This is a genomic window from Vibrio paucivorans, assembly GCF_054053395.1.
Genome location: NZ_CM133230.1, coordinates 2,172,388 through 2,198,356, shown reverse-complemented (window position 1 = coordinate 2,198,356; position 25,969 = coordinate 2,172,388). Strand labels below are relative to the sequence as shown.

Annotated in this window: 17 protein-coding genes; 9 read left to right on the top strand and 8 right to left on the bottom strand. The window is 39.8% G+C overall.

The features are described from left to right. The first annotated feature begins 438 nt into the window (after positions 1-438). From ACXABW_RS09990 to ACXABW_RS09970, 5 genes are all read left to right on the top strand, one after another. Positions 439-1,944 carry a hypothetical protein gene (locus ACXABW_RS09990; protein WP_457522501.1) on the top strand — a complete coding sequence of 502 codons (1,506 nt, stop codon included), beginning with the start codon at positions 439-441 and terminating at the stop codon, positions 1,942-1,944. 38 nt (positions 1,945-1,982) lie between these two features. After that, complete coding sequence (locus tag ACXABW_RS09985) at positions 1,983-2,159, top strand: hypothetical protein (RefSeq protein WP_457522499.1); 177 nt, start codon at positions 1,983-1,985, stop codon at positions 2,157-2,159. 342 nt (positions 2,160-2,501) lie between these two features. After that, positions 2,502-2,672, top strand: a complete 171-nt coding sequence (locus ACXABW_RS09980; RefSeq protein ID WP_457522497.1) for a hypothetical protein — start codon at positions 2,502-2,504, stop codon at positions 2,670-2,672. Beyond that, positions 2,660-2,887: a helix-turn-helix domain-containing protein gene (locus tag ACXABW_RS09975; RefSeq protein WP_457522495.1), complete on the top strand. Its 228-nt coding sequence runs from the start codon at positions 2,660-2,662 to the stop codon at positions 2,885-2,887. Before ACXABW_RS09980 ends, ACXABW_RS09975 begins: the two co-directional genes overlap by 13 nt. Before the next feature lie 991 nt (positions 2,888-3,878). Further along, complete coding sequence (locus ACXABW_RS09970; protein WP_457522494.1) at positions 3,879-6,107, top strand: leukocidin family pore-forming toxin; 2,229 nt, start codon at positions 3,879-3,881, stop codon at positions 6,105-6,107. 312 nt (positions 6,108-6,419) lie between these two features. Here the strand turns inward: ACXABW_RS09970 and ACXABW_RS09965 are convergent, their stop codons facing one another. After that, positions 6,420-7,424, bottom strand: coding sequence for a YdcF family protein (locus ACXABW_RS09965; protein WP_457522493.1), 1,005 nt, complete (start codon positions 7,422-7,424; stop codon positions 6,420-6,422). A 683-nt stretch (positions 7,425-8,107) separates the two neighbouring features. Here ACXABW_RS09965 and ACXABW_RS09960 point away from each other — a divergent pair. Continuing rightward, positions 8,108-8,635, top strand: coding sequence for a hypothetical protein (locus ACXABW_RS09960; protein ID WP_457522492.1), 528 nt, complete (start codon positions 8,108-8,110; stop codon positions 8,633-8,635). A gap of 1,466 nt (positions 8,636-10,101) precedes the next feature. On the opposite strand, the gene ACXABW_RS09955 is transcribed toward ACXABW_RS09960, so the two are convergent. The 6 genes from ACXABW_RS09955 to ACXABW_RS09930 form a co-directional block, all read right to left on the bottom strand. Further along, a complete protein-coding gene (locus ACXABW_RS09955) occupies positions 10,102-11,019 on the bottom strand; it encodes a hypothetical protein (protein WP_457522490.1) in 918 nt (305 codons plus the stop codon). Positions 11,020-11,531: 512 nt separating this feature from the next. Continuing rightward, a complete protein-coding gene (locus ACXABW_RS09950) occupies positions 11,532-11,963 on the bottom strand; it encodes a hypothetical protein (protein WP_457522488.1) in 432 nt (143 codons plus the stop codon). A gap of 70 nt (positions 11,964-12,033) precedes the next feature. Next, positions 12,034-12,612: a Crp/Fnr family transcriptional regulator gene (locus ACXABW_RS09945; RefSeq protein WP_457522487.1), complete on the bottom strand. Its 579-nt coding sequence runs from the start codon at positions 12,610-12,612 to the stop codon at positions 12,034-12,036. Positions 12,613-13,018: 406 nt separating this feature from the next. Further along, positions 13,019-13,603: an outer membrane beta-barrel protein gene (locus ACXABW_RS09940; RefSeq protein ID WP_457522485.1), complete on the bottom strand. Its 585-nt coding sequence runs from the start codon at positions 13,601-13,603 to the stop codon at positions 13,019-13,021. A gap of 34 nt (positions 13,604-13,637) precedes the next feature. Next, a complete protein-coding gene (locus tag ACXABW_RS09935) occupies positions 13,638-14,210 on the bottom strand; it encodes a TfoX/Sxy family DNA transformation protein (RefSeq protein ID WP_457522484.1) in 573 nt (190 codons plus the stop codon). A gap of 224 nt (positions 14,211-14,434) precedes the next feature. Then, positions 14,435-15,034, bottom strand: a complete 600-nt coding sequence (locus ACXABW_RS09930; protein ID WP_457522482.1) for a Crp/Fnr family transcriptional regulator — start codon at positions 15,032-15,034, stop codon at positions 14,435-14,437. A 564-nt stretch (positions 15,035-15,598) separates the two neighbouring features. Between ACXABW_RS09930 and ACXABW_RS09925 the strand changes: the two genes are divergently transcribed. Then, entirely contained in the window at positions 15,599-17,758 is a 2,160-nt protein-coding gene (locus tag ACXABW_RS09925; RefSeq protein WP_457522480.1) for a hypothetical protein, read from the top strand. A gap of 473 nt (positions 17,759-18,231) precedes the next feature. On the opposite strand, the gene ACXABW_RS09920 is transcribed toward ACXABW_RS09925, so the two are convergent. Then, entirely contained in the window at positions 18,232-18,588 is a 357-nt protein-coding gene (locus ACXABW_RS09920) for a winged helix-turn-helix domain-containing protein (RefSeq protein ID WP_457522478.1), read from the bottom strand. Positions 18,589-18,880: 292 nt separating this feature from the next. On the opposite strand from ACXABW_RS09920, the gene ACXABW_RS09915 reads away from it, so the two are divergent. Together ACXABW_RS09915 and ACXABW_RS09910 are read left to right on the top strand one after the other, a co-directional pair. Further along, positions 18,881-24,607, top strand: a complete 5,727-nt coding sequence (locus ACXABW_RS09915; protein WP_457522476.1) for a DUF1592 domain-containing protein — start codon at positions 18,881-18,883, stop codon at positions 24,605-24,607. Further along, positions 24,607-25,965, top strand: a complete 1,359-nt coding sequence (locus ACXABW_RS09910) for a DUF1552 domain-containing protein (RefSeq protein ID WP_457522474.1) — start codon at positions 24,607-24,609, stop codon at positions 25,963-25,965. Before ACXABW_RS09915 ends, ACXABW_RS09910 begins: the two co-directional genes overlap by 1 nt. Positions 25,966-25,969: the final 4 nt, after the last annotated feature.

Sequence of the window (25,969 nt, the reverse complement as noted above, 5' to 3'; positions counted from 1 at the left end):
AGTTCACATGAACTTTTAAATTGTAATTTCAAGATATAAACAATCCGGCAAGAGGGGGAGGCCATTGCCTTAACTATGGTTTCTGAACATTGAATTATTGATAGGGCTTGTTATTCGAATAAATATCGAGAGTTAAGTTTATAGCTTGTTTATTTGAACTTATTGTCATTACTGTTAGCGATAACCTATGGCCGTGTTAAACAACCATATAAGTAATAACATGATTACAAATAAACAAAAACGTTCACTAATGAACTTATCCTTGCTACTGAGTAGTGTTGTCCTTTGAGGCTGTGGAGACGATGACTCTAGCGATACGTCTAACCCTGAACCGACACCTCCACTGCCGGGAGTGACACCTCCACCAGGAATGACTCATTTTAATTTGACCAACATCGCAAGCACAATACATCGGGTGAGAGCGGTAAAGTTAAGCAAATGAAAGTTGTTTGGGAAAGTGCTGCTGAATCCAATGAGAAAGGAATTGAATATACGATTTGCTTAGAGGCTCTCGATAATTCTGTAGCAGATATGTGTGAAGAGCCATTAGTTACAGTTACAGGTCAAACCGAAGTTTCATACAGCGTAAGTTCTTTAATCAAAATGCATGAAAGAAACATCTTTATTCGAGCGTATAATGGTATGGGATCTATTGATTCCCCATCTCATTTGATTGATGCAGACGTAATTAACAATATGGTTGGCTTTATTAAACCTAGTTTCTCACCGAGTGATAATGACAAATTTGATTTCGGTCATAGTGTTGATATTAGTGAAGATGGCAAAACTTTAGCTATATCCGCCCCGGGAGATTGGTCATATGCAGTGGGCGTGAATGGCGCCGCGGATAATGATCAGGCTCCGGGCTCTGGGGCCGTCTATATATACAATAAAAACAATGACGATGAATGGTCTCAAAGCGCTTATATAAAAGCTCATAACACTGACCAAGATGACCGATTTGGTATTGCGATTAGTTTGAGTGACGATGGTAAAACCTTAGCAGTTGGAGCGGATGGTGAAGCTTCAGCTGAGAAAGGATTGGCAGGTTCAGGCAACGATAATAGTGCATCAGGCTCAGGTGCAGTATATATTTTTGAACTTGACACCTCTGGGTGGCAGCAAACTCAGTATGTAAAAGCAAGCAACTCTGGTGCTGATGACTACTTTGGTCGTACGTTGGCATTGAGCGGTGATGGCAATAGCCTTCTAGTTGGTGCTATCGCTGAAGACTCTAGTGGACAGGGAACCGGAAGCTTAGGGGATGATAATATTGCAAGCAACTCCGGTGCAGCATATTTATTTAAAAAAACGGATGGCGGTAATTGGGTTCAACAGACATTAATCAAGTCTTCGAATTCAGACGCTGGAGATTGGTTCGCGAGCGACCTAGATATCAGTTACGACGGTACGACGATTGCTGTTGGTGCTCAAAAAGAGGCTTCTCCTCACAAAGGTATCAATGGTGGTGGTGCACAGAACAACACTTTAGAAGCTGGCGCAGTTTATATATTTCAATACTTAAATGGTAGCTGGATAGAGACAGGTTTTATTAAGGGGAATGATAACGCCCACCACTTCGAGAATTTCGGCAAACATTTATCATTGAGCGGTGATGGAAGTAGGTTGGCTATCGCTGATAAGTTAGCTATTCATTTACTTGAGTTTGATGGAGCTAATTGGGATTACAGCCAAGACGTTGATGAAGGTAAAGATTTTCCGTACGGGTACTATATCAAGTCAGGAGTTAGTGCGCTCGAGTATAGTCGTGATGGAAATGAACTCGCTATAGCAAATAAATCTGTAAATAACAAGATTTTTACTGGGATTACCGACGAGTTACATGATACTAATATTACCAAAGCTAATTGTGGTTTGGTAAGTGTATTAAGACATAATGGTACGATTTGGGCGGCGAACGCTTCGCCTGACGGGGGCATCTAGATGGAAATGAGGGATATAAAAGTAACGATATCAATGTGATGTTCAATAAAGATGTTACTTCTTCAACCAACAATCTATATTTTGGCTCTTCGATGAGCATGTCTTCTGATGGTGAGTTGCTTATAGGCTCCGAACTCAAAAACGATCATCAAGGCGTGAACGGTGATCTAGATGTCCTAGTTGGAACAACACCTGGCGGAGTATCGATTTACTGATTTTTCGAGTACATAGACTGAAAAAGAAGCCCAATTGCGAGTGAATCTATTTTCCTTTATACAGGGCTCCTATCGCACCTCTCAACAAACTGCATGACGTGCTAGTAGGATAAACTGGCACTGAAATTGACAACCATACTATTTAAACAACTTATTTTCTTCCTAACCTCATCAATTTTAACAAAAATTTACCTCGTTATATCTATCATGGCAAGAAACGTTCTTGGGCACTTTAATTCGACAGGGTGATCTGTGAATATTGTTAACAAATATAGACTATATATAAGAATAGTGAAAAATATTGGAACACTAGCTTAGTAGTATTTAAGAAGTGGGGACACCATGAATCATCCTTGGGATTTTATTAAAAAAGGTAATGGAATAAAAACAAAAACAGACACATATCGTTCGGTAGTTGTTGTTTCTGAAAAAGATAGGAAGAAATGGAAAATAAGAAAAAAGATAGAGCTTTTTCTTGAACAGCAAGAGTGGGAAAGAGAATGGCGAGAATAGCATTAGAAAATGAGGTTTTAAGGAGATATTTCCGATTACAATTAGCAGCTTACGATTATCATTCAGAAACACCTGATTTAAGTCATATTTTACCAGTAGTGAAAAGGATGATTATCAAAGAAACCCTTATCTATACTCTTGGTAATAAAACCAAAGCTGCAAAATTACTTGGAATAAACAGGCATACTATTGCAAAATATTGCAACTTAGAATAGAAAATCATGTCAACGGATTGAGTATATATTGGTATAACGATCTAAAGCAACGAGTTGTCGTAAAATACCTCTTGTTAATTAAACGTGAATATAAGCAGTATGATAAAACTTAACCAATTCAAATGTTTAAGACAACCTATGTCTCGCCCACAACATCCGATTTTAATTAGAGATAGAGAGCAGTACATAGCTATGAACAAAGGCTACGAAAACTTGTTGAGTAAGCAAGAGCTTATGTTGATTTACCATTTATTTATTAAGGATAAAGCCTAGCACTGGCTGAATTAACTCATTGTCAAACAGCCTCAGGTTCTGGCTTGATCAAATATAATCATATCTTTTACACTTTGATGTAAAAACACCATGCTACTCTAAATTAACTTCATATCTCATTGATATAATTGGCTATTCTATTTTTTTATCTGAACTTATATTTTAAAAGTGGAAGGCGATACATAACTTCCCATGTTGTATTAACAATCCCTTATCCTCCGAAAGTTCTTTAGAACGTAGGCTAAATGAACAATGAAAAGGCCATAGTGAATTATTTTTCGAGGCAATTTAGTAAGGTTGGTAATACTTTTTATAGAGAATGAATTTTTTACCATTTGACGTTAGCGAATCATGAATATTTATAGATTGATATATTAATGACTATAATAAAATTAACATATTAACCAAAGAGCTTTGAGAAAAATATTTCTATGAAGTAGAAAAAGGTGAATGACGATGATATCGGTCATGAATATTATGCCAAATAGAGTCACAATTTTATTTTATTAGTGTGTGCATTAGCTACATTTATTGAGATCTTAATTCAAGTCGATGGCTTTTTTACTTTCCTACAGGTTTTAGTAAGTATATCAATTACGGTATGGAGAGAAGTGACAGTTTTGATTAATAGGAATGTAAAACCTTGATTGAAAAACGAATGAAATCGTAATTATCTCTCCGTTATTATTAACTCAATAATTTGGCTAGGGACAGAAAAATGAAAAATATAAACTATAAATTTACCAATGGATGGAAATCACTCAGTACTATGGCTGTTATATGTAGTTCACTAGTTAACCCTGCTCAAGCTAACATCAATCAGCCGCAAGAGGCAGCTATTGGGATATTCAGTAGACTTCAGAATGATAGCCAAATCAACTACATTAATACTAATTACTGGCTACAAGGGGAGGGTGCTCCGCCATCCTTTTCAGTTATACGAAACAAGGTTTTAGATCAACAAGTCCGATACTTTATAGACTTTAGTACGATTAATGAAGAGGTACAAAAAAAACAGGCTAAGTTATTGTTTAGAAATAAAATAGGGCTAGCTTTTACTAGTGATTTTTTGATCATAAGCAAGCATAAGGGAAGACTGTTATTTACCCCTCTAGATGATGAGAATGATCCTAATGTTAGTTTGCTGGAAGCATCCTCAACGATGCTGACTAGACAAAAGCAAGGCATTAGCAAACTAGCATCAGGTATAGCATCAGAGACACATTCACTACCACACGTTGCATTTTACTTAAATGTGAATAGACCTATTACCAATGATGAATGTACCTTCAAGAAATCGCATCTATGGAATAGAGGCGAAAGCGTTTTCTGTGACAACCCCAATATTTCATTGATTTATCGTGTTAACTTAGAGCGGTCATTGCAATATGGAACGACGGGCTCGGCGACGCCTGATGCAAAAATTGTTCGGATAAGTTTAGATGATGACACCACAGGTGCAGGGGTTCACCTTAATGAGCGTCTCGAATTTAGGCAATCTAAGTCGAGTTCCTTAAAGCTGAGAGGGTACTTTAAAGACTGGTCTACCGATGCTATAGCCCAAGATTATCAATTTTCATTTAATGCTTCGAACAGCAAAGCGCACATCTTAAAAACATTCCCTAGGGAAAATCTAAATGCACAATACGAAGTAAGGGAAGTGTCAGGCTTTGAGATTGGCGTAGCAAGTGGTGTTGAAGTTGGCAAGGACGGGCCGAAAGCTAAGTTAGAAGCAAATGCTAGCTACAATCAGAGCCGCTGGTTAACTTTTAATACTCAAGACTATCGTGTCGAGCGTTATAGCCCAAATGCACAGAATGTTCAGTTCAAGTGGAATCGTGATCAGTTTGCAACAGCAAAGTCATTGCTAGATCGTTCAACTGATGCTCCATGGGTAAAGAAATATCCTGTAGATATTAATCGTATTAACCCTATCGGATATGCCAGCTTTGTGCCTAAGATGGATGTGATCTATAAGGCTGCTCCTAATGCAGTAGGAACAACCGACTTTACCATTGATTCCTCTGTCAATATTCGTCCTATCTATAACGGCGCGTACAGGCGCGGATTACGTCAGTCGTATCGTGGCTTCGAAAATACACCGCGTCGCCGAGTGGGAAAAAAAGTGAGTTTTACCGTTGACTGGGAACATCCAGTATTCACAGGAGGTAGGCCGGTTAACCTTCAACTTGGAAGTTTTAATAACCGCTGTGTTGATATGGATGACAATGGTGTTCTTATGGCGAGGGTTTGTGAGGAGACCAAAAATTCACAATCTTTCATTTTTGATCAGTTAGGGCGCTATGTTAGTGCAAGTGATGTGGGTAAATGTTTAGATGGAGCCTCGCTAAAACGATTACAAGACTGCGATTCAAGTCTAAGTCAGCGTTGGGAGTGGATAGAAGGTACTGATAAACTGAGCAACGTTTTCTCTGATGAGTATCTTGGGCACAACAAGGTAACAGGCGAGTTAGGGCTTTATAGCAGTGACACTGATCAAGTGAGTTTTCGTACTATCACCTCTTACACAAATGTATTTAGTAATGTTGATGAATCGCTAGTATTCGGTTTCACCTCCGGTTCGCCAGCTCATCAAGATGTTGGTCCCGCAGGAACTCTATATATACGCCATAGTAGTGCGATCGATGCAATTGGCACACAAGAAAATGCGATGCAAGGTGGTATTGGTGGAAGCCTTACTCAGATCGATCTTAACCGTGTAGCGCAAATCACTGCCACTTCAGGAAAGTTAGAAAACAGTGGGAGTCATTTGCTGAGTATGGCGTTCACTTTTGATGATGGTTCTATACAAGTGTTGGGCTCAAAAAACTCTGCATTTAATACAGATGATAAAACCTTTGAATTACCAGATGGAGCATCAATCCGACAAGTCAAAATTTGGTCACAGGGTGAGTTCGTCGATGGCATAAAGTTTATTGTAAACTAGTGACTAAGGAGCTCTTTCCACCTTCATGTGCTACTGTAACTCACGTTAATTTTAATAAAATGGCATGGGAATTCACATGCCATTCTAAATGACAACTCACTCTGATTTTATTAAATGGTATGTTTCGTTATAGATGTATACATTGCTGTTTAACTAGTCCAGGAGCGGAGTCGACTGCGTTGGAACCTTTGTCCTTTAATGTGCTTGAACATATAAGCACGTTAAGAACAGCTTTCAACACCCTAGCCTAACGCACCATAGCAGTAGTACATGTTACGGTTTCAGCCATTTAGTGCACTGAACCGTTATTGGCTATCTAGCTTTATAGCACTGGCTAAATTGCATTGTTAATTCATTGATCTTGCCCTTATACAATCTATGTTCGATCAGCATCTCGTTAAGGATTGCGCAAGGTTGCCCGGAAATATTCTTCGGCTCAAACACTTGGCTACTATTGCTGAATTGCTCATAAGTTAGCAGTTCCATAAATCGGTGATTCGATTCTGAGCTTACTTCTTCAGCAACAAGCTCTCTCAAAATGGTGAGACGATCTGGGTGCGTAACTCCTTCTGGTAACAATGGCGACAAATATACAGATATATTGTAGTTGTCAGGGAATACGTATTGGAAGTTGTTCAGAGCGCGCATTGCATGGTAATTGTTGGTGATCACTAACCAATCTGTAACACCATTTAGGACTGCATTTCCAGTGATAGTGAAATATGAAAATTCAGCGTTGCTAACGGTATCTAGAGCTAAGGGTTCTTTATAAAGACGATCTCTGCTTAGCCCCTTTGAAACCAGGTATTCATACATGTAGTCAGCTTCAACAACATCTTCTTTACGTCCCTTGCCTGACAGAATGATGGGTAAAGTTTTGTTGTCCAGTGCCATATTGTAAGCGACATCTAATCGGCTTTCCAAAATGCCTATTTCAGGTGTTGCGCCAAGAACAATAAGCCCTTTGGGAGTGAAGTCTGCAGATTTAGGAAACACCTTGCCGGTATTCTCGAGAATGGTATTGAAAGCTTCATTGATGATCGTGGTTTTATTCTGCTCCAAATTCTGTATAACGCCATCAGTATTTACGGAATTAGAAAATTGCTGCATCACTCTTTGTTCATCGCTAAGACTCCCATATAGCTCGAAAATTTTATCAAATTGGCCTTCAATAATGTCGTTATTAATTCTATCAGCGGAAATTTCAATTGCCTCTAGACTGCTTATACGCGTACTTAAAGTAGTGTCAGGTGGGCTAGTGGCTTGAGCACAAATGGAGAATACAATCAGGGTGACTAGCGGTAGTTTTTTTAACATTTGAGGTCCTTATTTAACTTCAATAATTGTGGATTGCAGAATCTCAAAGGTTTAGGTCCTCGTCACATGAAATACAAATATTTGATTCGGCATGCATATGAAAGGACTGTTCTAGAACATGCAGACGTAATTGCTGGCATGATACTTAGGCTAGCTTAAATCTATAGATGAGCGTCAAATAATTGCGACTCTGAAGCTAAGCAACCGACCTTTGTTTCTTTCTTATTTAGTCTTTTGAAGCGATAACCAAGTTACCTACGGTAACACCTTTCGAGTAGGCAAGTGGTTCAATAGAACGGAATCGGAATGTTTAAGATTTCAAACTATCCACAAAATCTGTGGATAGATTTTATTAGGAGGAGAGCTGTCTTATGGTAATGTTGAAAGCCAACGTTATAGACAAATATTGGTGTTTATCTTCCATTTGCGTTTTTTCTTTTGTGCTTGTGACAACAGGCTTTCCCATCCTTAAAGTATCTATGGCTATGGCTATGGCTATGGCTATGACTAAGTATTGATGTCTCGATTTTGTTGATATTTATTCCAATTACACTGCTGGGATTCATATTGGTTCATATAAACCGTTCGATTCGTAAAAACGCTCTAGCGTTAAGAGCGCGATTTACGCGGTACTTGTTCTTTACGTTAATCGATGACTACGTTTGATTGTCTGGGAGAAAAAAATGCCACTTCAAAACAGTTCCGGATTGAAATTAAAAGTGAAGCCTATTCATGAGGAGCCTTTATTCAAGGAAATGGCTAGCTTGGGAGCTCTATATGTTCATGGAACAAACTCTAATTTCTTAGAAGGCCTAATTAAATATAGAGCCTTTTTATCGATGGAAGATATTGATAGGACCGCGTGGTTCCATCGTGATGGTGGGTTAAAGTCAGGTGAGAGAGGCTATACGATCGAGTGTTTATATAAAAGTCAGCCGATAAGTATGGGAGTTAGCTTACACTATATCCAAAACTACAAAGACTGTCTTAGTTATTCACGGCATAGTATTGAGAACGCTTATCCAATATTAATTGGCTTCGACAAGTATGTTCCTATTTCAGAGAAAATACGCGATCATCCAGTAAGTATAGGGAGTATAGGGTTGGACAGAGTGGTTGTGGTATACGTTCCGTTTGAAAAATTATTTGAAACAAAAAAAAGGCTAGAGCATATGCCAACTCTTAGCTCTAAGGTTAGGCCATTTGTATAGAAGATTTTTAAGGGGGATTATAATCTTCTCATTTATGTAGAAATAAATGAGAGATTTGATAGTCAGAAATAAGTGTTACTTGGCAAGTATAAACTCCAATTTGGGTCACTGAAAAACTCATGTAATGGTATTTCTCTTTCTTTGGTGTAAATCTTCAAGCAACGTGCAACTTGTGGGTGGTGTCGGTATCGATACAGCATTCGTATTTCAGAGGCTGTGACACAGTTTCCTTCGACCCCCTCCTTTTTAGCTATTTTTCTTATGGAAAATTGAAGATGATCCACACAAAAATGAACTGTAGCTCCTCGCTCAAAAATCTGGAACAGTAAACCAGCTTTACTCGTTCTACTCCATAATCTATTTGCTCTTTCGGAATCGTGTAGGTTCAAAAAGTCTGTTTTCATCAATGAAGGGTAGCTGGAGGTGTATCTTTTGAATGCTAACCCTCTGAGCGGGTCATAAAGTTCATTTATAATATTTTCGTCAGATCTCTGCCTTCCCGGTAAGACAGTAGTGCCGAAGACTGCGTTAGTGAGTGTATTTTGAACTAAGATATTCTCCTTACCCTTTATTTTATTAGGGTAAGATTTCCGATTCAACGCCTCAACGCCAAGGGACCTATCTATAGATAAACCGAATACAATATCGCCACTTTTAAAGTTTTTGGTGAGCGCTTTGTACCCCCCTTCATCTATTGATTTAAAACAAAGCATATATACCTTCGAAGTGTAACGATAATAAAATTATTATGGGAACTAATGTACCTTATTGAGAGAAAAGGCTATGTTCATATAATCCAATGGCTAATAAGGTTATTGTGTGATTGAGTAGCTAGCTTGACGCTAAAAACTAGAATAGTACAACCATATGGCACGCTGCTCTTTACTTAATGAACATAGCCTTTATGTTGAGTACAGGCGTAATGGTGTTAGCCTTGTTATCTCCAAGTTCTTGAGGGTATATACTCTTAACTTATAGAGCAAAATTACGATATGCAAATCATTGGTAGCTACTCAACAGTGTCGTACAGTCTATGAGGCTTAAGGTAATACAATCGTGGATGAAGTTTTATCGCCATTTACTTTATCTATAGTTAGGAAATTGACTCATTGCTTGATTTTGATTCGACAGGTGTACAAATGGAGTCCTTTGTACATCGAAATAAGATATTTTGGAATTCAATGAATGCTTCATGTTCAGAATCGTTAGAGGGAAAAATATCAGAACGATCAGAGTTAAGATAGGAAATTCCTGCTAAACACGCAATGCTTAGAGTAACTAAAGTAAAATATGTAGTTAGTTTGGATGGTTTCATAATCAAGTTCTTTGGTTAAGTTTCTTAATGTTCCTTATGCTCGGTCCTAGTGACGATTATAATGATTTCTCGGGTTTTCAATAAAGTGCCTGTGCACATTAATGGAGGGGGAGATAATGGCTTTACTATTGTAAAGCCATAAGATTATATATTAAAACTCGCTCCTCAGTACCATTCCGGCAGCCCTATTAACTGTTCCACACTCAAACTGGTTACCGTTTTGGTTAGCAGATTGATAGGCTGCCAGTTCTGTTCGGGATGGCCGTATGTCTTCTATTGAAACGGCAGTATCGTTATTGAGATGGTATTGCACCAAAAAATAATCGGTTAAATCCCCAATCATAAGTGGAGCATTTTGCCGCTGGTTAAGAATGCTCGATTGTTCTATGCATGAATGGGCCATCCTTGAATGTGAAAATCCCAATACGTGCCCAAATTCATGAGTGATAGTGTAAAGCATTAAGGTGTTGAGTAGCTGGTAATCTTCTTCATAGTCGATAAAGCGATACCGATTAATTTGTTCAAGTGTTTCCAAGCGCTGTCGCATAGGCTCGAATTGCTCTGGGTGAATTTCTATCAAAGCTCTTGAAGCTCTCGGAGTACCGTATCCAAGGGAGGTTCCAATTGCGAGCGCCCCGGCCCCTGGGCCTGCTGCTGGGGCCCGCGAAGAACGAATAACAAGATTTGCTTCCGACATGTTATTCGTTCTTCTTAGGCGTATTACATTGTTCCATCGAGATAACACACCCTGAGTTACGCTGTCGCCTTCCAAAAGGTCTCTTGTAGAAAAAGGATAGCGTCTACCGTTAAATTCTACATCGAAATGCTGTGCGCTTGGTTCAACAAAATAATTTATAGTGTTGCCGGAGTAATGATAACTAGCTCTATATGCTTGCCCTGTGTCTGGATCTTGCATCATGTAAGGGAAGCGATAAGAAGATGGTACGTCGTAGGCTAGACTCACACTAGGAACACCAAACATGAATAGATAGAATAGCATTCTATATAAAAACATTTTTATTTCCTTAGTAAGTTTTAATGTAGCTAACGTCGTCACACCGTGTGCCATGGTTGTCACCGATTAGTACCGTTGTTCCGAAATATTGTGCATTCTGTAGCATGGAAAAGAATAGCTTTCCATCACTGTCATTACCGTTGTGGTGGTTATCAATTTTGTAGTTCTTAGTTTGTCCTTTTTTTAAATCACTCTTGCTGCTTGTTGCTGTTATTGAAAAGTCGATTCGATTTCCATCGTCTCCATCGTTGTAGCCGACAGAAATCCAGTTAATATAGCCCTTAGCGCATTCAGTGGTACCGGCTGTTTGGAGGGAGAAACTAATATACTAAGTGACATTAGGATAACTGTTTTTTTCATTTTTTTTCCTTAACTGACGTTGTTATTTTCGATGATTTTTTGTTATGTTCACTGACCAGTGAACGAAGATATTTTAGGGTTTTTTATATAAAAAATTGATTAAATGAACAAATAATCACATTTTTGTTACAAAATGAAGGGAGGGGGAGTGAAAATAAATGTTAGTGCCCTATACAGCATAAGGCTTCTGTCTAGTGTACAAGGCTTTAAATCTTAAACTTAATTTTACTTGAAAAGAGAATTACACCATCGGTTGTACTACTAATAGCGGGTACGTAGCTTAGCGCAAGGCCAAAGTCATAGATGTAGATGTCTATGTAAGGTGCCACATAAGGTGTGATGATCTCGTATCCAGAAATATGGCCATACCCATACAGCAAGCCACCAGATAGACCTAAGTTAACGTTACCTGATAGTGGGCTATAGTATTGATAACTAATACCGTAACTTCTGCTGTTGTAACTGTTTATAAATGTAAAAATTGAGATGTTATTGTAAGTACCACCTAGTAAATTATGTGTTTCATTGTATTCTTGCTTGCTGCCTAAATGCTTTGACCATGCACCTACTTTTAACTCGAAATATTCATTTTTCTTTGATAATGAAATTTCTGGAAATGTTAAAAAAATTAAAAACATTAGTAGCCTAAGTGGTCTTGGTATGTATGTTCTCAAAGGAGCCCTCCTTGGCTGATGTTGGAATCTCAATTCAATCCATTATTATTTCGATTTCTTTATATTTTGTTCTTATGTAGCCTTTGCTTTCTAGCTCATTTAAAGCTTTAGTAACTTGTGGCCGTGATATTCTTAACCGTTTTGCTATCTCGTCGTGTGTTAGATTTAACTTACTATCTTTGAATGTGGAGATGTACCTACTAACTTTTGTGTGTGCGTCACCGTCATAAATTATCATGGCGTGCTCAAAAGCTCTTTTTAATGTTAAGGCCATTTGTTTGGTAGCTAACAATAGTATGCTATAGTTTTCGTATACATGTTGAATTGGTATTGATGCAATTTTTGTATTTTCTATTGAAATAAAGTCTACTAATGAACGTTTTTCGCCATTAAATGCATTGACCAAGTTTAAAAACTCGCCTTTACTATATTCATTGAATACCAACTCTTTTCCACTTTCTGTAGTAGATCTTACACCTACCCGTCCTTCAAGGATAAGATATACGTTGGATATATCATCTCCTTGTCGGAATATATATGAGTTTTTACTAAAGTTTCTAACGTTTTTTATCACGTCTTTTTTATAAATGGCATCTAGTCTTTCGTCGTTCACTGCAAAATTCCTTTATAATATTTTTATTATTATCATCTTCCCTGTTATGACATTCGGTTCATATGAACTCATTGGCTGATTAACAATGTGGTTGGAGGTGTAGAGTTCGAAGTCAATTTTCTTCAGCCGTTTTTTATTACGAATCAGTTTGAATCAACCATGTTTTTCCATCGCTAAATGAAATGGTTCGTATCAACTTTCTCTTACAGTCCTTGACTAGAGTGCTGTTTTCTCTGAAGTTACACTTTGATATATATTGCAGGTGTAGGTTTTTTCCAATGGACAAATCAGTTTTTAGAAAATCTACAAGGCTTTCTTCTCGGCTTGCAATAAATAAGTTCTTTTCGTTCATTAATCTATGCCAAATAAAAAGTCCCAACATTAAAATGTTGGGACGTTAATAAAATTAAAATCTATATGCTAAACCTAGATAAAGAGCTGATAATTCGATGTCGTTGAGATTTACATATGCTTGCTTATATCCCAAACTTGCAATAACTTGGTCGAACTCATATCCTGTCTCAAACCCGACACTATATCCAACTCCTTTGTCATTAGTGTACGCACCCAAAAAGTTAGTATAATCATAGTAACTGGAGTTGAAGTTGTAATGTCCAAAGCCAAATAATGCAGACAAATATAAGCCGTTACTTTTCAGCCTATATGTTGGTTTAAGATTAAGAGACAGTGAGGAACCGTCCAAACCGTATGCGGAAGGGTTATCACCATCAAGATTTAATTTATCGGTACTTCCGTAGTTAGCGTATTCTAGTTCACCATCGATAGACCATCTTTCAGCTAGCTTGTATGAGTAACCAAGATTAATGGCGTATCCGGGGCCTAGTTCTTGTTCAGCGACTCTATTAGAATCAGTATTTGTAACACCATAGTAGTCTGCACCAATATAGAAGTTTTTCTCATTATCTGCAAAGGTATAAGTAGATAATGAAGACAATATAATTGTAGGAATTAAAAGGCTTTTACTTAACATATTTATTCTCTTTTGATGATTTTTGTTGCTTTAGCTAGTTTAAATAGCTAATAAGTTCTTCTTTGCGGTGTTTCGGAATCACTTCTTTTCTTACACCTCGAATAGCACCCTCTAAACAGAAAAGTATTTCTTTTCTTAAACTATCTCCTTCGATTTCCTTAAGCTTGCTATAAACTTGAACAGCTCCGGTAGATTTGAGATCTTCAACTGTCTTAATTCCAACCCCTTTTAGCTTACGCTCTAAACTTCTCTGGATATTGGGTAATTTATTCAACTTAGACTCATTATCTTCTTGTAATCTAGTCAGTTCATGGCTTCTTTGTCTGAGTTCTAAAGTTATTAAGGAAAGTAGTTTTTTATCACAATCCAAATATTCTTCAGGGACACGAAAATACCGAGTTAAAGTATTGTTGTATTTTTTCTTAGAATATGAATGCCTTAGCCATCCTATTTTCTTGTAGTAAGAGATGTTCGCATTGCTGGAGCGAATGTAAAATCTATCATTGATTATTAGTCCATATATCTCATTATTGATGAAACAACCAAGGCCGCCAAACATTGTTATAAATGTTGTACCTGGCATAATATTCTCGATTAATTTTTTCATTTATTTCTTTAAACTTTGTCTATTGATAGGAGTATTTTTTGTTTTTTTTTGAACTAGATAAAGTTCAGGAGAACAAATATTTACTTTTTTTTATTGATTTTTTTGTTATTAGGGCTGTTGTTGGAGCGGAGGGGGGATTTTAGGGGTATCTTGGCGGAGGTGGATCCCCATCATCCAATTTTGAACGATGAAAATCCGAGCGTGTGCTTTGCTTTTATGCGCAATTACTGGTCGATTTGAATGTCCTTTTTGCTGATTAATCTGATGACCTTACTTCTTCCATCTATCACCCCGTGCTCTTTCAATAATCTTAAGCACTTGGTTACTTGAGGCCTAGATATCTTCAGTTTTCTAGAGATTTCTTCATGCGTAATGTTTATCACACTACCGACGGGAAAGCCGTAAATGAAATTTACAATCAGCTCAAGGCTACTTGAGGTAAGATAGGCGGTACTTCTCTCATGAGCATTTATTAAAAGCTGAGAGACTTGCATAAGCATAGCTTCTAAATATTCTTTGTTTGAAAGTAAGCTTTCTTTAGAAATCAGACATATAACGGAATCTTTTGTTGCTTTGTATGTTATTTCTGAAATTTCTTTATTACACACCCATTGAGCAGGGTTAATAAATTGACCTGGAAGCCTACTATCAAAATATACGATGTTTCCATTTTCTGTCGATGTGCACAGAGAAACTTCTCCTTCGACTAAATAGTACAGTGTATCTATGCATCCTCCCTGGTGAATGAGAGTGGTCCCTTTCTTTATTTTACTGGACTCACCAAACTGAATGATTGATGAAATATCCTTAGGGTGAAAATTCATGTTTACCTCATGAAAGTGTTAAGTTTTATCTGAGGTAAGCCGCCTGGCTAACCTATCTTTACGTATCCTTGTGTTCAATTGAACAAAAAATATACTGAAAGGTTAGTTGTTATTGAGTAAATTGTCACCATTGTTTGTGAAAAATGTTGGTTAGGGTCCTGTAATAGATGTGTTATTTTTGTTCTTAGGAACCAAGAGGCTTTATGTGTAATTCTCAGAGCTTTTCGACGTTGTCTTTACCCATCAAATTCATCTTTATACTTTTTGTATTCTAAAATTTTAATTTTCGCCTCTTTAATTGTTCCTATGAACTTAATTGTTTGATTTTTTTATTATGATGAAACCCTTCAACATTTAACTCTATCGTTTTGTACATCTTTGCGGCACTTTGTGCCGCTTTTTTTTTGTATCTACTCTCTTGGGATAAGATCCTTATCTTTATATTTTTCTATTTTTTATAAAAGTGTTCACGGGAACATATAAATTTTGTTTTTTTAGGATAAATTGCATTCGAATAGCTCCTTGTTATTCAATGTTTTATTTAGTCCGTAAGAGTGACAAATTATGAAGTATATTTTTAAAAGTAAAGATAAAAAATTTAGCATAACCAATTTGGTTTTTTGCCTTGTTTTTTTTAGTTTAGTGGCAGGAATGATTGGATGTAACGACGAATCTTCCTCCAGTTTAAATACGTCCCAAAACAACATTAAGTCAGTAGCCGTAAGTCTTGTGGAGGGGGCACTTGAAGGTAAGAGCGGAATCCAGGTAGCGAAAGGGCTCGAACTCAAATTTAAAGCTATTGCAACCTATAGAAATGGGGAGAAGGAAGATATCACGAGCTCTGCAAGTTGGGTCAGTTCTTCCGATACTATTGCTAACATATCTTCCGGTGTGCTTACCGCGAAAGCGAGTGGTGATGTAAATATACACGCTAGTATGTCCGGTGTATCTTCTAATGTCATCGAAGTTGTAGTAACCGAGGCTTCACTAGAGTTAATTCAAGTTAGGGCTGATTATTCTACAGTACCGGCAGGTTATGAAATTTCCCTTCACGCCAAAGGTATTTTTAGTGATTCAAGTACAGTGGATATGACGTCGCAAGTTGAGTGGTCTTCTTCAGATGAATCTTATTTTACGATTAACGAATCTGGTGTTTTAACCGGTTTAACCGCGGGTGAAGCGTTTGCTCAGGCACAATTTTCTGGTGTGTCTAGCGAGCAATTGCCACTTAGGGTGAGTTCTGCAACTCTGACCGACTTAATCATGTCTCCGGAAGGAGCGATTAAGCTCCCTAATGGTATGTCCACCGTTCTTACTGTTAAAGGCGTATTTTCTGATTCACAGGAAATGGATTTGACTGAGCAGGTTGAGTGGCTTTCATCAAAACCGACCGTTTTGACTGTCGATAAAGGGCAAGTAGAAACAATTGGTACGGGCACATCTTTTGTTACTGCAGCATCTGGTCTTGTTAGCGCTGGCAAAACTTTTAATGTTGTAAATGGAAAGATCGACGCGATTCGAATTGAAGATTTGACCGAATCGATCCCAGCGGGTAGCTCGGCAGCCCTAACTGTAATCGCTACTGTTGAAGGTGAAGACTTGGATGTTACAGCACAGACAGATTTCACTGCGGTAAACTCATCTATTGTCAGTATTGTTGACAACGTAGTTAACGGTATTACTGAAGGCAAAACGATCATTATAGCTTCTTTTCAAGGGCATATGGCTCAAGTAGAAGTTCAGGTGACTGAAGCAACATTAGAAGATATTAGTGTTCATTACGAAGAAGCTGTTTTCGATACGGGCCTCAAACACAATATCTACGTACAAGGTTTATACAGCGATAATGTTTGGCGAGATATATCAGACAAAGTAAGCTTCTTTGATGATAACAACTCTCTTGAACTTACGCGGGATGGCAATGGTTTTGGAGTTAAAACTCAGGCGGTTAACACTAAAGGGCCAACAACGGCGACTTTTGGGTTAGATGATAAAACTGAAGAAATCATGTTCGAAGTAAGGTCTTCTGGAGGTTCTACTGCTACGCAAGCTAGTGTGAGGCTTCTTATTTCTCCTACTAAAGTGCTTGTGTTCCCAAATGGGGTGTCTGAATATTCAGATTCTTATCAGGCCGAGTTTGCTGATGTAAAGCTCAATACTATGTGTGCGTGGAGCATTAATAATTCAGTTACGAACATCACTTATCCAAGCACGAGTTTTATGAATGATATAAGCAATCGTTCAGATAAGCCTTACACGTCCTCTGTTGTTGCTTCGGATTTATATTCGGCACTTGAAAGTGCAGTCGGCACTGTCGATATTTCATCTTCAGATGAGCAATCAATTGAAGACTACCTAGATACCTTAGGTTCGCACAGTACGAGTCTGAACTATTTGCCATTCGACTGGGAGGATAACAATATTGATCAAAGTAACGTTGTTCTTACATTCGATGGACAAAATAATGACCTTTTTTTGGAGCAAGAGTGGTCTGTTTTTGTACCATGGAATGTACACAAGCTGTCGAGTTCTGGTTTCCGTATATATAACGACAAGATGGGTTATAAACTCACAGCTCAGTATTACGACGCGGCTCCAAATGATCTAATTACGATTTTAGATATTGAAGATGACGCTTGGTCCTCTGACTCTAGTTGCGACAACGCTGCCGATGAAACTGACTGGGTATACTTTGAAATCGAGTCTACTCAACCAGAATGGTAATTCTTGATTTTGTTTTTTTGAACGGAAAGAGACGATTAACCAAGGCATAATCTTTTTCGTTATTGTAATGTAAACACAATGACCTAGTATAACGATACCTATTTGGGCGGCCTCGAGCCGCCCCTTTTTATATGAGCGTATTCCTCGTTAACGAGCCAGTAGACTTGTTGCGTCATGCTATTTATTAAGAAAGGTATTGTGAAACTATTGAATGCATGAAAACATTCAAGTTCAACAGTCATGTTCATGTCATATACGTAGTCTGTGTCTATTATCAGCCTCTAAGTCCTTTGCCTAATATCATGTCGGTAATACCATTGCTCACTTGTAAGCCTTGTCTAGGCAGTTCCTCGGAGAGACTCATTTTCCGTTGTAACTGAAAGAGATATTATGTATGGGTATGAATTTAGGTAAGTATGGTTAAGTCACGGAATAGGTGATTGAATTATACTTGGATTAGGTATACGCCAACCTTAATTGAAAAAACGACTCAATATATTTCCTAACGGGGGCAATATATTTTGTCTCTTAACTTCTACATTCATTTCGTATCCTAACTTAGGAATAGTCTTGATTCCTTGATCTATCGAAAGTTTGCTACGTAAGTTTTTTATGGTCTGATTTATCGACTCATTACTTACATATCGCCCTTGCCAAATCACTTCTTTTATAGCTTCCCTCGATACTGGTGACGGGTATCTATCACATAACAGTGTAAGGAGCTTACTTTCCTTCGACCTAAAAGTTACTTCTCGACCTGTACGAAAAAAGGACAATTTTTGGTTCTCGCTAATGAAAATAGCTTCATTGTTTATTTTAAATTTGGGCATATAACTGTGATGGGAAGGTTTTATTGCTACATAGGTTACTTGTTCAAATAGCCCAACTGTAAGTTCCTGTGAACATTTGCCTTTGGGCGAAGTTTGATTTTTGTTGGAAATATATCTCCCTTTCCTGCTGTCTTTTTTGGATGCTATGTCGAGTTTTGCTTTTTTATCACTTTATTACCTTACTGTTTTGTTTGTTTTTTGTTCGATTATTTATTTATTTTTTTGTCGACTAGTTATGTTTTGGTTTCTTTTATTAAAAAGATCTAACCGTTTTGAATTAAGTAATATGGATATGAAATTGAACAAAATGTATTTGTCTGTGGTTGGCGCTTTGATGATCACGGCTCCTGCTCACGCCAGCCCACCTATGTGGGTTGAAAAAGCATATAACCTAGATGCAGAGGTTTGTCATATTGGAACCCATTTCAGGGCAAAGTGGTGGGCCGGCCCAAATGATGTCCCCGACCCTGAAGGCCCAACAACCCATTCTGATCCTGAATGGTCAAAGTCTGCTTGGTTAAAAATTCACGGCTCCTCGGCGTGTTCTAGTACAGTTACTAACTCACCCCCTTCAATTGTTCTTGGCCCTGACCGCCAGGTTAAATCGCCAGATTTGAACGTCATTCTGGATGGTTCTGGAACATATGACATGGAGCAGGACAGCTTAAGTTATGCGTGGGAACAGATCAGCGGCCCAATCGTTGTTATGGTAAATGCTAATAAAGCTGTGGCTCACTTTATCATGCCTGAGCTAACTGAACGTGTAGATTATGAATTTAGGCTAACGGTGAGCGATGGCGAGAACGAAAGTTCTGACACTTTAAGAGTAACAGGTCTTGTTAGCAGTGAGCTGACGGTTATTTCTGAAATTACAGGCTCAACACCTGAGGATTCACAGGCCATTTTGGCAACGATTACCGCGGATAGTAAGGAGTACTATGTAACATCAACTTATAGCGAACCTCCTAAAGACTACAACTGGCAGCACGTCTTAGCACAAAACATTAATGATGCAAATGTCCCAGGAATACTGGCTGGTGAGCTTAAAATGGACGGCACGATAGAAATTGTAAAGGGAAGTAGCTATAGAAACAAAATTTGGGGACCGGCAGGGGCGGTCGCCGAGCTTGAGTTAGTGCCGGATTTTGAACTCATCACCGATATTAGCGGGACGGTTCCTTCGTCGTCACAAGCAGTTTTGACTACGATTACCGATGTTGAAGGAAATGTGCATAGAGTTACTTCGACTTATGATTATGTACCTAAAGACTATAACTGGCAGCATGTAGTCGCAAATGACATAAACAGCGCGAATATTTTAGGTGTTATTGCTGGAGAACTTTCTGGCAGTGGAGCTATTAGTGTAGTCAAAGGAAGCAGTTATAGAAACAAAGTCTGGGGCTCTAAAGGTACAACTATCAATTTTGAGTTGATACCTAGAGATGTTGAGCCGAATAACGATGCTCCTGATGTGACTATTATATTTCCTTCTGATAATGCAAAAGCTATAGCAGGGGATAGAATTACGCTTAAAGCCTTGGCTAGTGACAAAGAAGGCGAAATTTCAAGTGTAGAGTTTTTTTCTAATGAAGAAAGTATTGCCGTTGTAACAGAGCCACCGTTTCATGCCTCTTACCTTGTTAATTCAGGAACACATTCGCTTACTGCACTTGCAACCGATAGCGAAGGTTTAACTACGCTTTCTGATGCAATTTCTATAGAGGTATCAAACCTTGAGAGTGGTGACGGTGGTGCTAGCGATTGCGATTATCCCCAATATGTTAATGAACATGGGTACATCACAGGTGACATGGTTGTTAATAATGGAGAGATATACCAATGTAAGCAAGTGGGGTGGTGCGGCCAAGCTCCTTATGAGCCGGGTGTACCATATCATGGTGAGGACTACTGGCAAGACGCATGGAGCTACAAAGGCAAATGTGAGGTGCCTGAGAATCAGCCGCCGAGTGTTGAAGTTAACTTGACAGAAGTTATTGATAGCCAAGAGTTTGAACTTTCAGCGTTAGTCTCCGATGTAGATGGTACTGTCGAAAGATTAGACTATTATGTTGATGGAATACTATATGGCTCTACGGTAGGTCAGCCGTTTACACTATCACACACTGGCTTACCTAAAGGCTTTTATAGGGTTTTTGCGGTGGCTACAGATGATACAGGTGCACAAGCTCGCTCTGAAGATGTCACTTTAGTGGTGAAAGAAGCCTTTAAAGGTAATCGTCTAACTATTGAGTTCCCTAGCTTCGAACACAAGGATCTATTGAATCCACCTGCTGAGCTAGAGAACCAGACTCTAACAGGGACGCTATACTGCCCGACAGATGGTACATCGATTGAGTTTAGCGGTACTTGGGAAGACGTTATCCATATCGATGAACTGAATGAGTGCCAATATCAGCTAAACATCGACGGATTTGCCGGTTATGTTGCGCGCTTTTCACCATGGGTTGTCGACTTTACAGAAGTTGAAGAGCCTCAAATCAAAGTGGATGCACTATTTAGAGCACCTATCGATACAGACTCATTGCTACCATTAGGTGGAGTGAAAGTTGAAACGTTCCTCGAAGGGATTTATCAGCCGCGTGCTATGGCACAGGGTGAGAACATCATCTTTGTGGGATCTTCTGCAATCAAGCTCGACTCCGATCCATTAGGTGGCACTATTTATGCCGTTGAGCTCGACCCGCAAACAAAAGCACCGATAGGGACGTATATTGTTGCCGAAGGTGAAGAGCCTCATGGCGTCGCTTATCGTGATGGTACACTCTACTTTAGTACAGTAGGCGCGTTGTATAAGATCGAAAACATCAACGATAACTTTAAGTCTCGTCCTAAAGCAGAGAAGATCTTCACTTACCCAGCGGATGGCGCTAAAACACCCATTCCAATGGAGCAGTGGTGGACGCGATTCCAACACCAGAAGCACCCTCTGAAATTTAATCCTATTGACCCAACTGATAAGAAACTTTACACCGCAGTTGGCTTGCCATGTAACATCTGTACTACCCCTGAGGAAGAGATGTACGGAACCATTTTCTCTATCGATTTGGAAACTGGTGAATATGAAATTCTAGCCAATGGTATCCGTAACGCAGTTGGCTTTGACTGGCATCCTCAAACGGGTGAAATTTGGTTTAGCGATAACAACCGTCAGCAATTTGCAAACCCTGATGAGATTAACCGCTTGGCTAATCCTGGTAATGAGAATTTCGGCGCTCCAATTTTCTTTGGTAAGGGCACTCGCGGTCTGACAGACGAAGAAATGGCAAATTGGGAAGATATGTTGCTGGGTGCGAACGGCGGGACACCGATCATTCCACCTAAAGCGATCTTACCGACTATTGATTATGATGTTGTTAAACCGACAGACTTCACTGGTGCTGCTTTTGATGTCATGACAAACAGTGCGCCTTTGGGAGTTAAGTTTTGGAATGCATATTCTCAGTCAGAGAATGTTCAGCACTTAATTTATGCCACCCACGGTAACAGTCGCCCTGAACACCCAGGTTTAGAGCTGCGTATGGTGACGATTGAGAACGGGACTGAAGTGATTCATGAGCGCCCTCTGGTCACTGGCTGGATGCGTGATTTGAGTTCAGTAGAGTCTTACACATGTCTAACTGACGCGTGTGTTGGCCGACCAGTTGAGTTCCTTGAACTTGCCGACGGGTCTATGTTGGTATCGGATGACAAGGCAAATGTCCTTTATCGAGTGTCTTATGATCCAATGGGTGCAAATGTAAAGCAGGTCAGCTTTACTACGACCTCGTCTCCTGATGAAAGCATCAGTGATGAACTTGTTGTTGGTGTACTCACTCACCCGAATGGTCATGAAAGTCGTTTCCATGTAGCGTGGGATGCGCCAACAATGCACATTGACGGGTTAGAAAATGGTACGTATCAAGTCCGTTTGCATGATGTTGGAGATTATATTCCTGCGCAACGTAATCATGAAATCACCATCTCGGACAGTAATCCGAGTTCGGTCATTGAACTTGAGTATGTTGAGAAGCCTCAAGATCTTGAAGGTTTGGTGAAATTTACAGCGCCTCAAAAACCATCAGGTATTTCTGAGCAGTCCTTAACATTGACTATTGTCGACCAAACGACCAGCGACTCCATTCAAGTTGACATGGATTGGGGGGAAGCGTTTGAACAAAGCTTTGGTTATGGATCTTACGAAATCCGTTACCCTCATATGAAAAACTACTATCCGCAGCCTGCTAAACAAGTCGTAGAGATCAATGAGTCTAACCTCGAGCATAACCTGTATGTGAACTACGTAGGGTTCGGTAGCGGTGAAGACCTGATCAGTCAGAACTGTGTGTCTTGTCACTCAACGGAATTCTTTGATGATGCCAATAAGGCAAATACATGGAATAACGCGGGCTACGAAGCGCTGTTAAACAAAATCATGTCGATGCCTATCGCTGGTCATTGTGATAGAACCTGTGCAGAGCAAATCGCAGACTACCTGTTTGATGATCTATGGTACGAGTACTTGAACTCAACAGAGTCTTACGGCGATCGCCAAGTAAGACTACTGACGAGCTATGAGTATGCCAATAGCATCAAAGATTTGTTTGGTATCACTATTAACAAAGAAAAACTTCCAAAAGATAAGTACGAGCGTGAGTTTAAGTACGCGGGGCAATCTAACCAAGGCGTCATTCTTACAGAGGATATGAGACAGTTCCACGCGATGGCCGTTGAAGTTTCTGAGCGTATTGACCTTACTACGATTGGTTACACAAACAGTGTTAGCACACCACAGTTTGTTCAAGATCTCGGCCTCAAAGTTTATCGCCGTCCGTTAACCTCTGATGAGCATACACGCTTTATGAGTTTCCTAAATCAGTACGGTCCACGTGACTTAGTGGCGTCTATGCTGCTTTCACCAAACTACCTGTATCGTTCAGAGTTGGGTACGTTAACTGATGAAGCGGGTGTTTATGAGCTTGATCAATACGAAGTTGCGACAGCACTGTCGTACAGTTTCTTGGGTACGACACCGAGTACTTTACTCCTTGGAAAAGCAGCAGGAGGTGAGCTCGCGACGAATGAACAGATTGCTAGCGAAGTGGCCAGCATGCTGCAAAGTCCACAAGGTATTGCGCGCTTTACCGACTTCATTGGCTATTACGTTCATACGCAAGTTCAACAGTTGCCAGAAAAGCCAGGTTTAACGACTGATGTAGTTAATGCAATGGTTCAAGAACAGGCCGAGTTTATCCGTTACTTCTTAACGGAAGGTGAGGGCACGGTTGAAGAGCTATTCAACCCTAACTTTACCTTCGTCAATGGAACGCTGGCTCAGCACTATGGCATTGAAGGTGTGACTGGTGAAGAGTTCCAGAAAGTTGTCGTGGGCAACGGCCAACGTGGTGGCCTACTTCACCATGGTTTAACTCAGGTTGTTAACTCAGACTATGCAGCAACTTCTATGGTGAAGCGCGGGTTGATGATTCGCCAGAACTTAATGTGTCGAACAATAGGTGTTCCTGTCGACGTTGATCCGGACGATATCGAGCTACCAGATTCTCCGATCACGACTCGGGAGCGCTGGGACATTATCAATGGACAAGATGCGTCAGCAGGTCAATGTTGGCAGTGTCACGAGTTCATGAATGACACGGGAGCTTCAATGGAGAACTACAGCCAAACGGGTAAATGGAGAATCGAAGAAGCGGCTTACAACGATCCAAGCGTGATGTTAGCGATCGATGCTTCAGGCCCACTGGTGGATAACTCTGGTGCAAGTGTGTTGCTCGACTTCAATAATAGCCGAGACATCTCCGCACACTTCCCAACCAACGCAACAGTTCTACAGTGTTTGGCAGACAGTTATTTCCGTTACGCGATGGGTCAAGAAGCCGGTGCGAATTCTACGGCTGGTGTACAAGACATGACAAAACAATTAGAGAAGAGCGGTTCTATCAGCGAAATGTTGGAAACCCTGGCGACATCTCAAATGTTCAAATTCAAAAAGGAGGACTACTAATGTCTTTTCTAAAAAGTCGTAGACGTTTTCTTCAGGCCGCAGCGGGTGCCAGTGTCCTAGCGCCTATGTCTCTACCGGGACTGACTCGAATGGCTCATGCGGGGACAACAGGACAAGCCAAAACCAAGGTTGTATTTTTTGTTGTGCCAGATGGGTTTGCGACCGACAGCTTTACTGGTGGTCACAACCAAGGCCTTTGGTTTCCAGAGGTAAAAGACGGAAATAGTACAGATAGCACTAATTTCACTCTAAACGAGGTAAGCCAAGAGTTAGCAGCATACAAAGATAAGTCTTTGTATCTGCAAGGAATCATTCTTGGTGGTGGTAATGCCGGTCATGGCGGTTGGGCAGAGGTCTTGCGTGACAGAAATAAAAGCCAAAGCTCGATCGATGTCCTATTAGGACAAGTGATGCCTGGCACAGATCCGTCACAACGTTCGATATTTGCGGGGCCGCACGCGACAGATAGCGTGAATTGGTATGTGTCGTGGGATGGTCAAAACAAGCGTACCCCGCAAGGCAATCCAAAGTTAATGTTTGAGAACATATTTGGTACCAACTATAGCGGTGCTCAAGCTGCACCAGCCTCAAGTAATAACGGTACTCATTTGTTTGACCCGATTAATCAAGATATTCAAACCTTGCGTTCCAAGCTTTCAGGGCGTGAGAGACAGAAACTGGATACTCACCTTGATTCGATGGAACAAGTGGTCGATGACATACATTCATCAATACCAATTACTGCAGAATGTGAACCTGTTACACCGGCAGACAATCCAATTATGTCTCCAGATTTCCGAAACCAAGTACAGGCTAGCCATCATCAAGTGGTTGCGACCTCTCTGAGTTGTGGTATTTCACGGGTCGCGACAGTCCAAGTTGGTCGCTCTGCGGATCAGATCGTGATTAAAGAGGCAAGTCTGTACGCCAACCCTCATGATTTAGCTCACCGTTATAAGAGCGAACAAGAGTGGAAAGCGTGTCGCAAGTGGTACGCCCGTCAAGCCAAACTGTTTTTGGATGAGTTGGCTCGTCATGCTGATCCTGATGTGCCTTCAGATTCTCTGCTTGATCATACGTTAGTTGTTATTACGTCTGAGATGTCTGATGGCGCACCTGAGCATCAATACAATCAACCTATGCTATTGGTTGGCGGTGCTTCTGGGTTGCTAAATTCAGGTAATGGATCGGGTCGTTACTTCAACATTGAGCAATATGGTGACCGTAATCACTGGAAGGCAGGAAAGCAAGTCGACCAACAGCGTATTTGGGCAACCATTGCTCAGGCAATGGGGACCTCAGTGCCGTATGGAGGTGATACGAGCGTGGTGCCAAATATCTTCACTAATATAACGTAACTTA

Coding starts and splice junctions, on each gene's coding strand:
- ACXABW_RS09990 (WP_457522501.1), top strand. CDS start 439: ATGAAAGTTGTTTGGGAAAGTGCTGCTGAATCCAATGAGAAAGGAATT.
- ACXABW_RS09985 (WP_457522499.1), top strand. CDS start 1,983: ATGTTCAATAAAGATGTTACTTCTTCAACCAACAATCTATATTTTGGC.
- ACXABW_RS09980 (WP_457522497.1), top strand. CDS start 2,502: ATGAATCATCCTTGGGATTTTATTAAAAAAGGTAATGGAATAAAAACA.
- ACXABW_RS09975 (WP_457522495.1), top strand. CDS start 2,660: ATGGCGAGAATAGCATTAGAAAATGAGGTTTTAAGGAGATATTTCCGA.
- ACXABW_RS09970 (WP_457522494.1), top strand. CDS start 3,879: ATGAAAAATATAAACTATAAATTTACCAATGGATGGAAATCACTCAGT.
- ACXABW_RS09965 (WP_457522493.1), bottom strand. CDS start 7,424: ATGTTAAAAAAACTACCGCTAGTCACCCTGATTGTATTCTCCATTTGT.
- ACXABW_RS09960 (WP_457522492.1), top strand. CDS start 8,108: ATGCCACTTCAAAACAGTTCCGGATTGAAATTAAAAGTGAAGCCTATT.
- ACXABW_RS09955 (WP_457522490.1), bottom strand. CDS start 11,019: ATGGCACACGGTGTGACGACGTTAGCTACATTAAAACTTACTAAGGAA.
- ACXABW_RS09950 (WP_457522488.1), bottom strand. CDS start 11,963: ATGTTTTTAATTTTTTTAACATTTCCAGAAATTTCATTATCAAAGAAA.
- ACXABW_RS09940 (WP_457522485.1), bottom strand. CDS start 13,603: ATGTTAAGTAAAAGCCTTTTAATTCCTACAATTATATTGTCTTCATTA.
- ACXABW_RS09935 (WP_457522484.1), bottom strand. CDS start 14,210: ATGAAAAAATTAATCGAGAATATTATGCCAGGTACAACATTTATAACA.
- ACXABW_RS09930 (WP_457522482.1), bottom strand. CDS start 15,034: ATGAATTTTCACCCTAAGGATATTTCATCAATCATTCAGTTTGGTGAG.
- ACXABW_RS09925 (WP_457522480.1), top strand. CDS start 15,599: ATGAAGTATATTTTTAAAAGTAAAGATAAAAAATTTAGCATAACCAAT.
- ACXABW_RS09920 (WP_457522478.1), bottom strand. CDS start 18,588: ATGCCCAAATTTAAAATAAACAATGAAGCTATTTTCATTAGCGAGAAC.
- ACXABW_RS09915 (WP_457522476.1), top strand. CDS start 18,881: ATGAAATTGAACAAAATGTATTTGTCTGTGGTTGGCGCTTTGATGATC.
- ACXABW_RS09910 (WP_457522474.1), top strand. CDS start 24,607: ATGTCTTTTCTAAAAAGTCGTAGACGTTTTCTTCAGGCCGCAGCGGGT.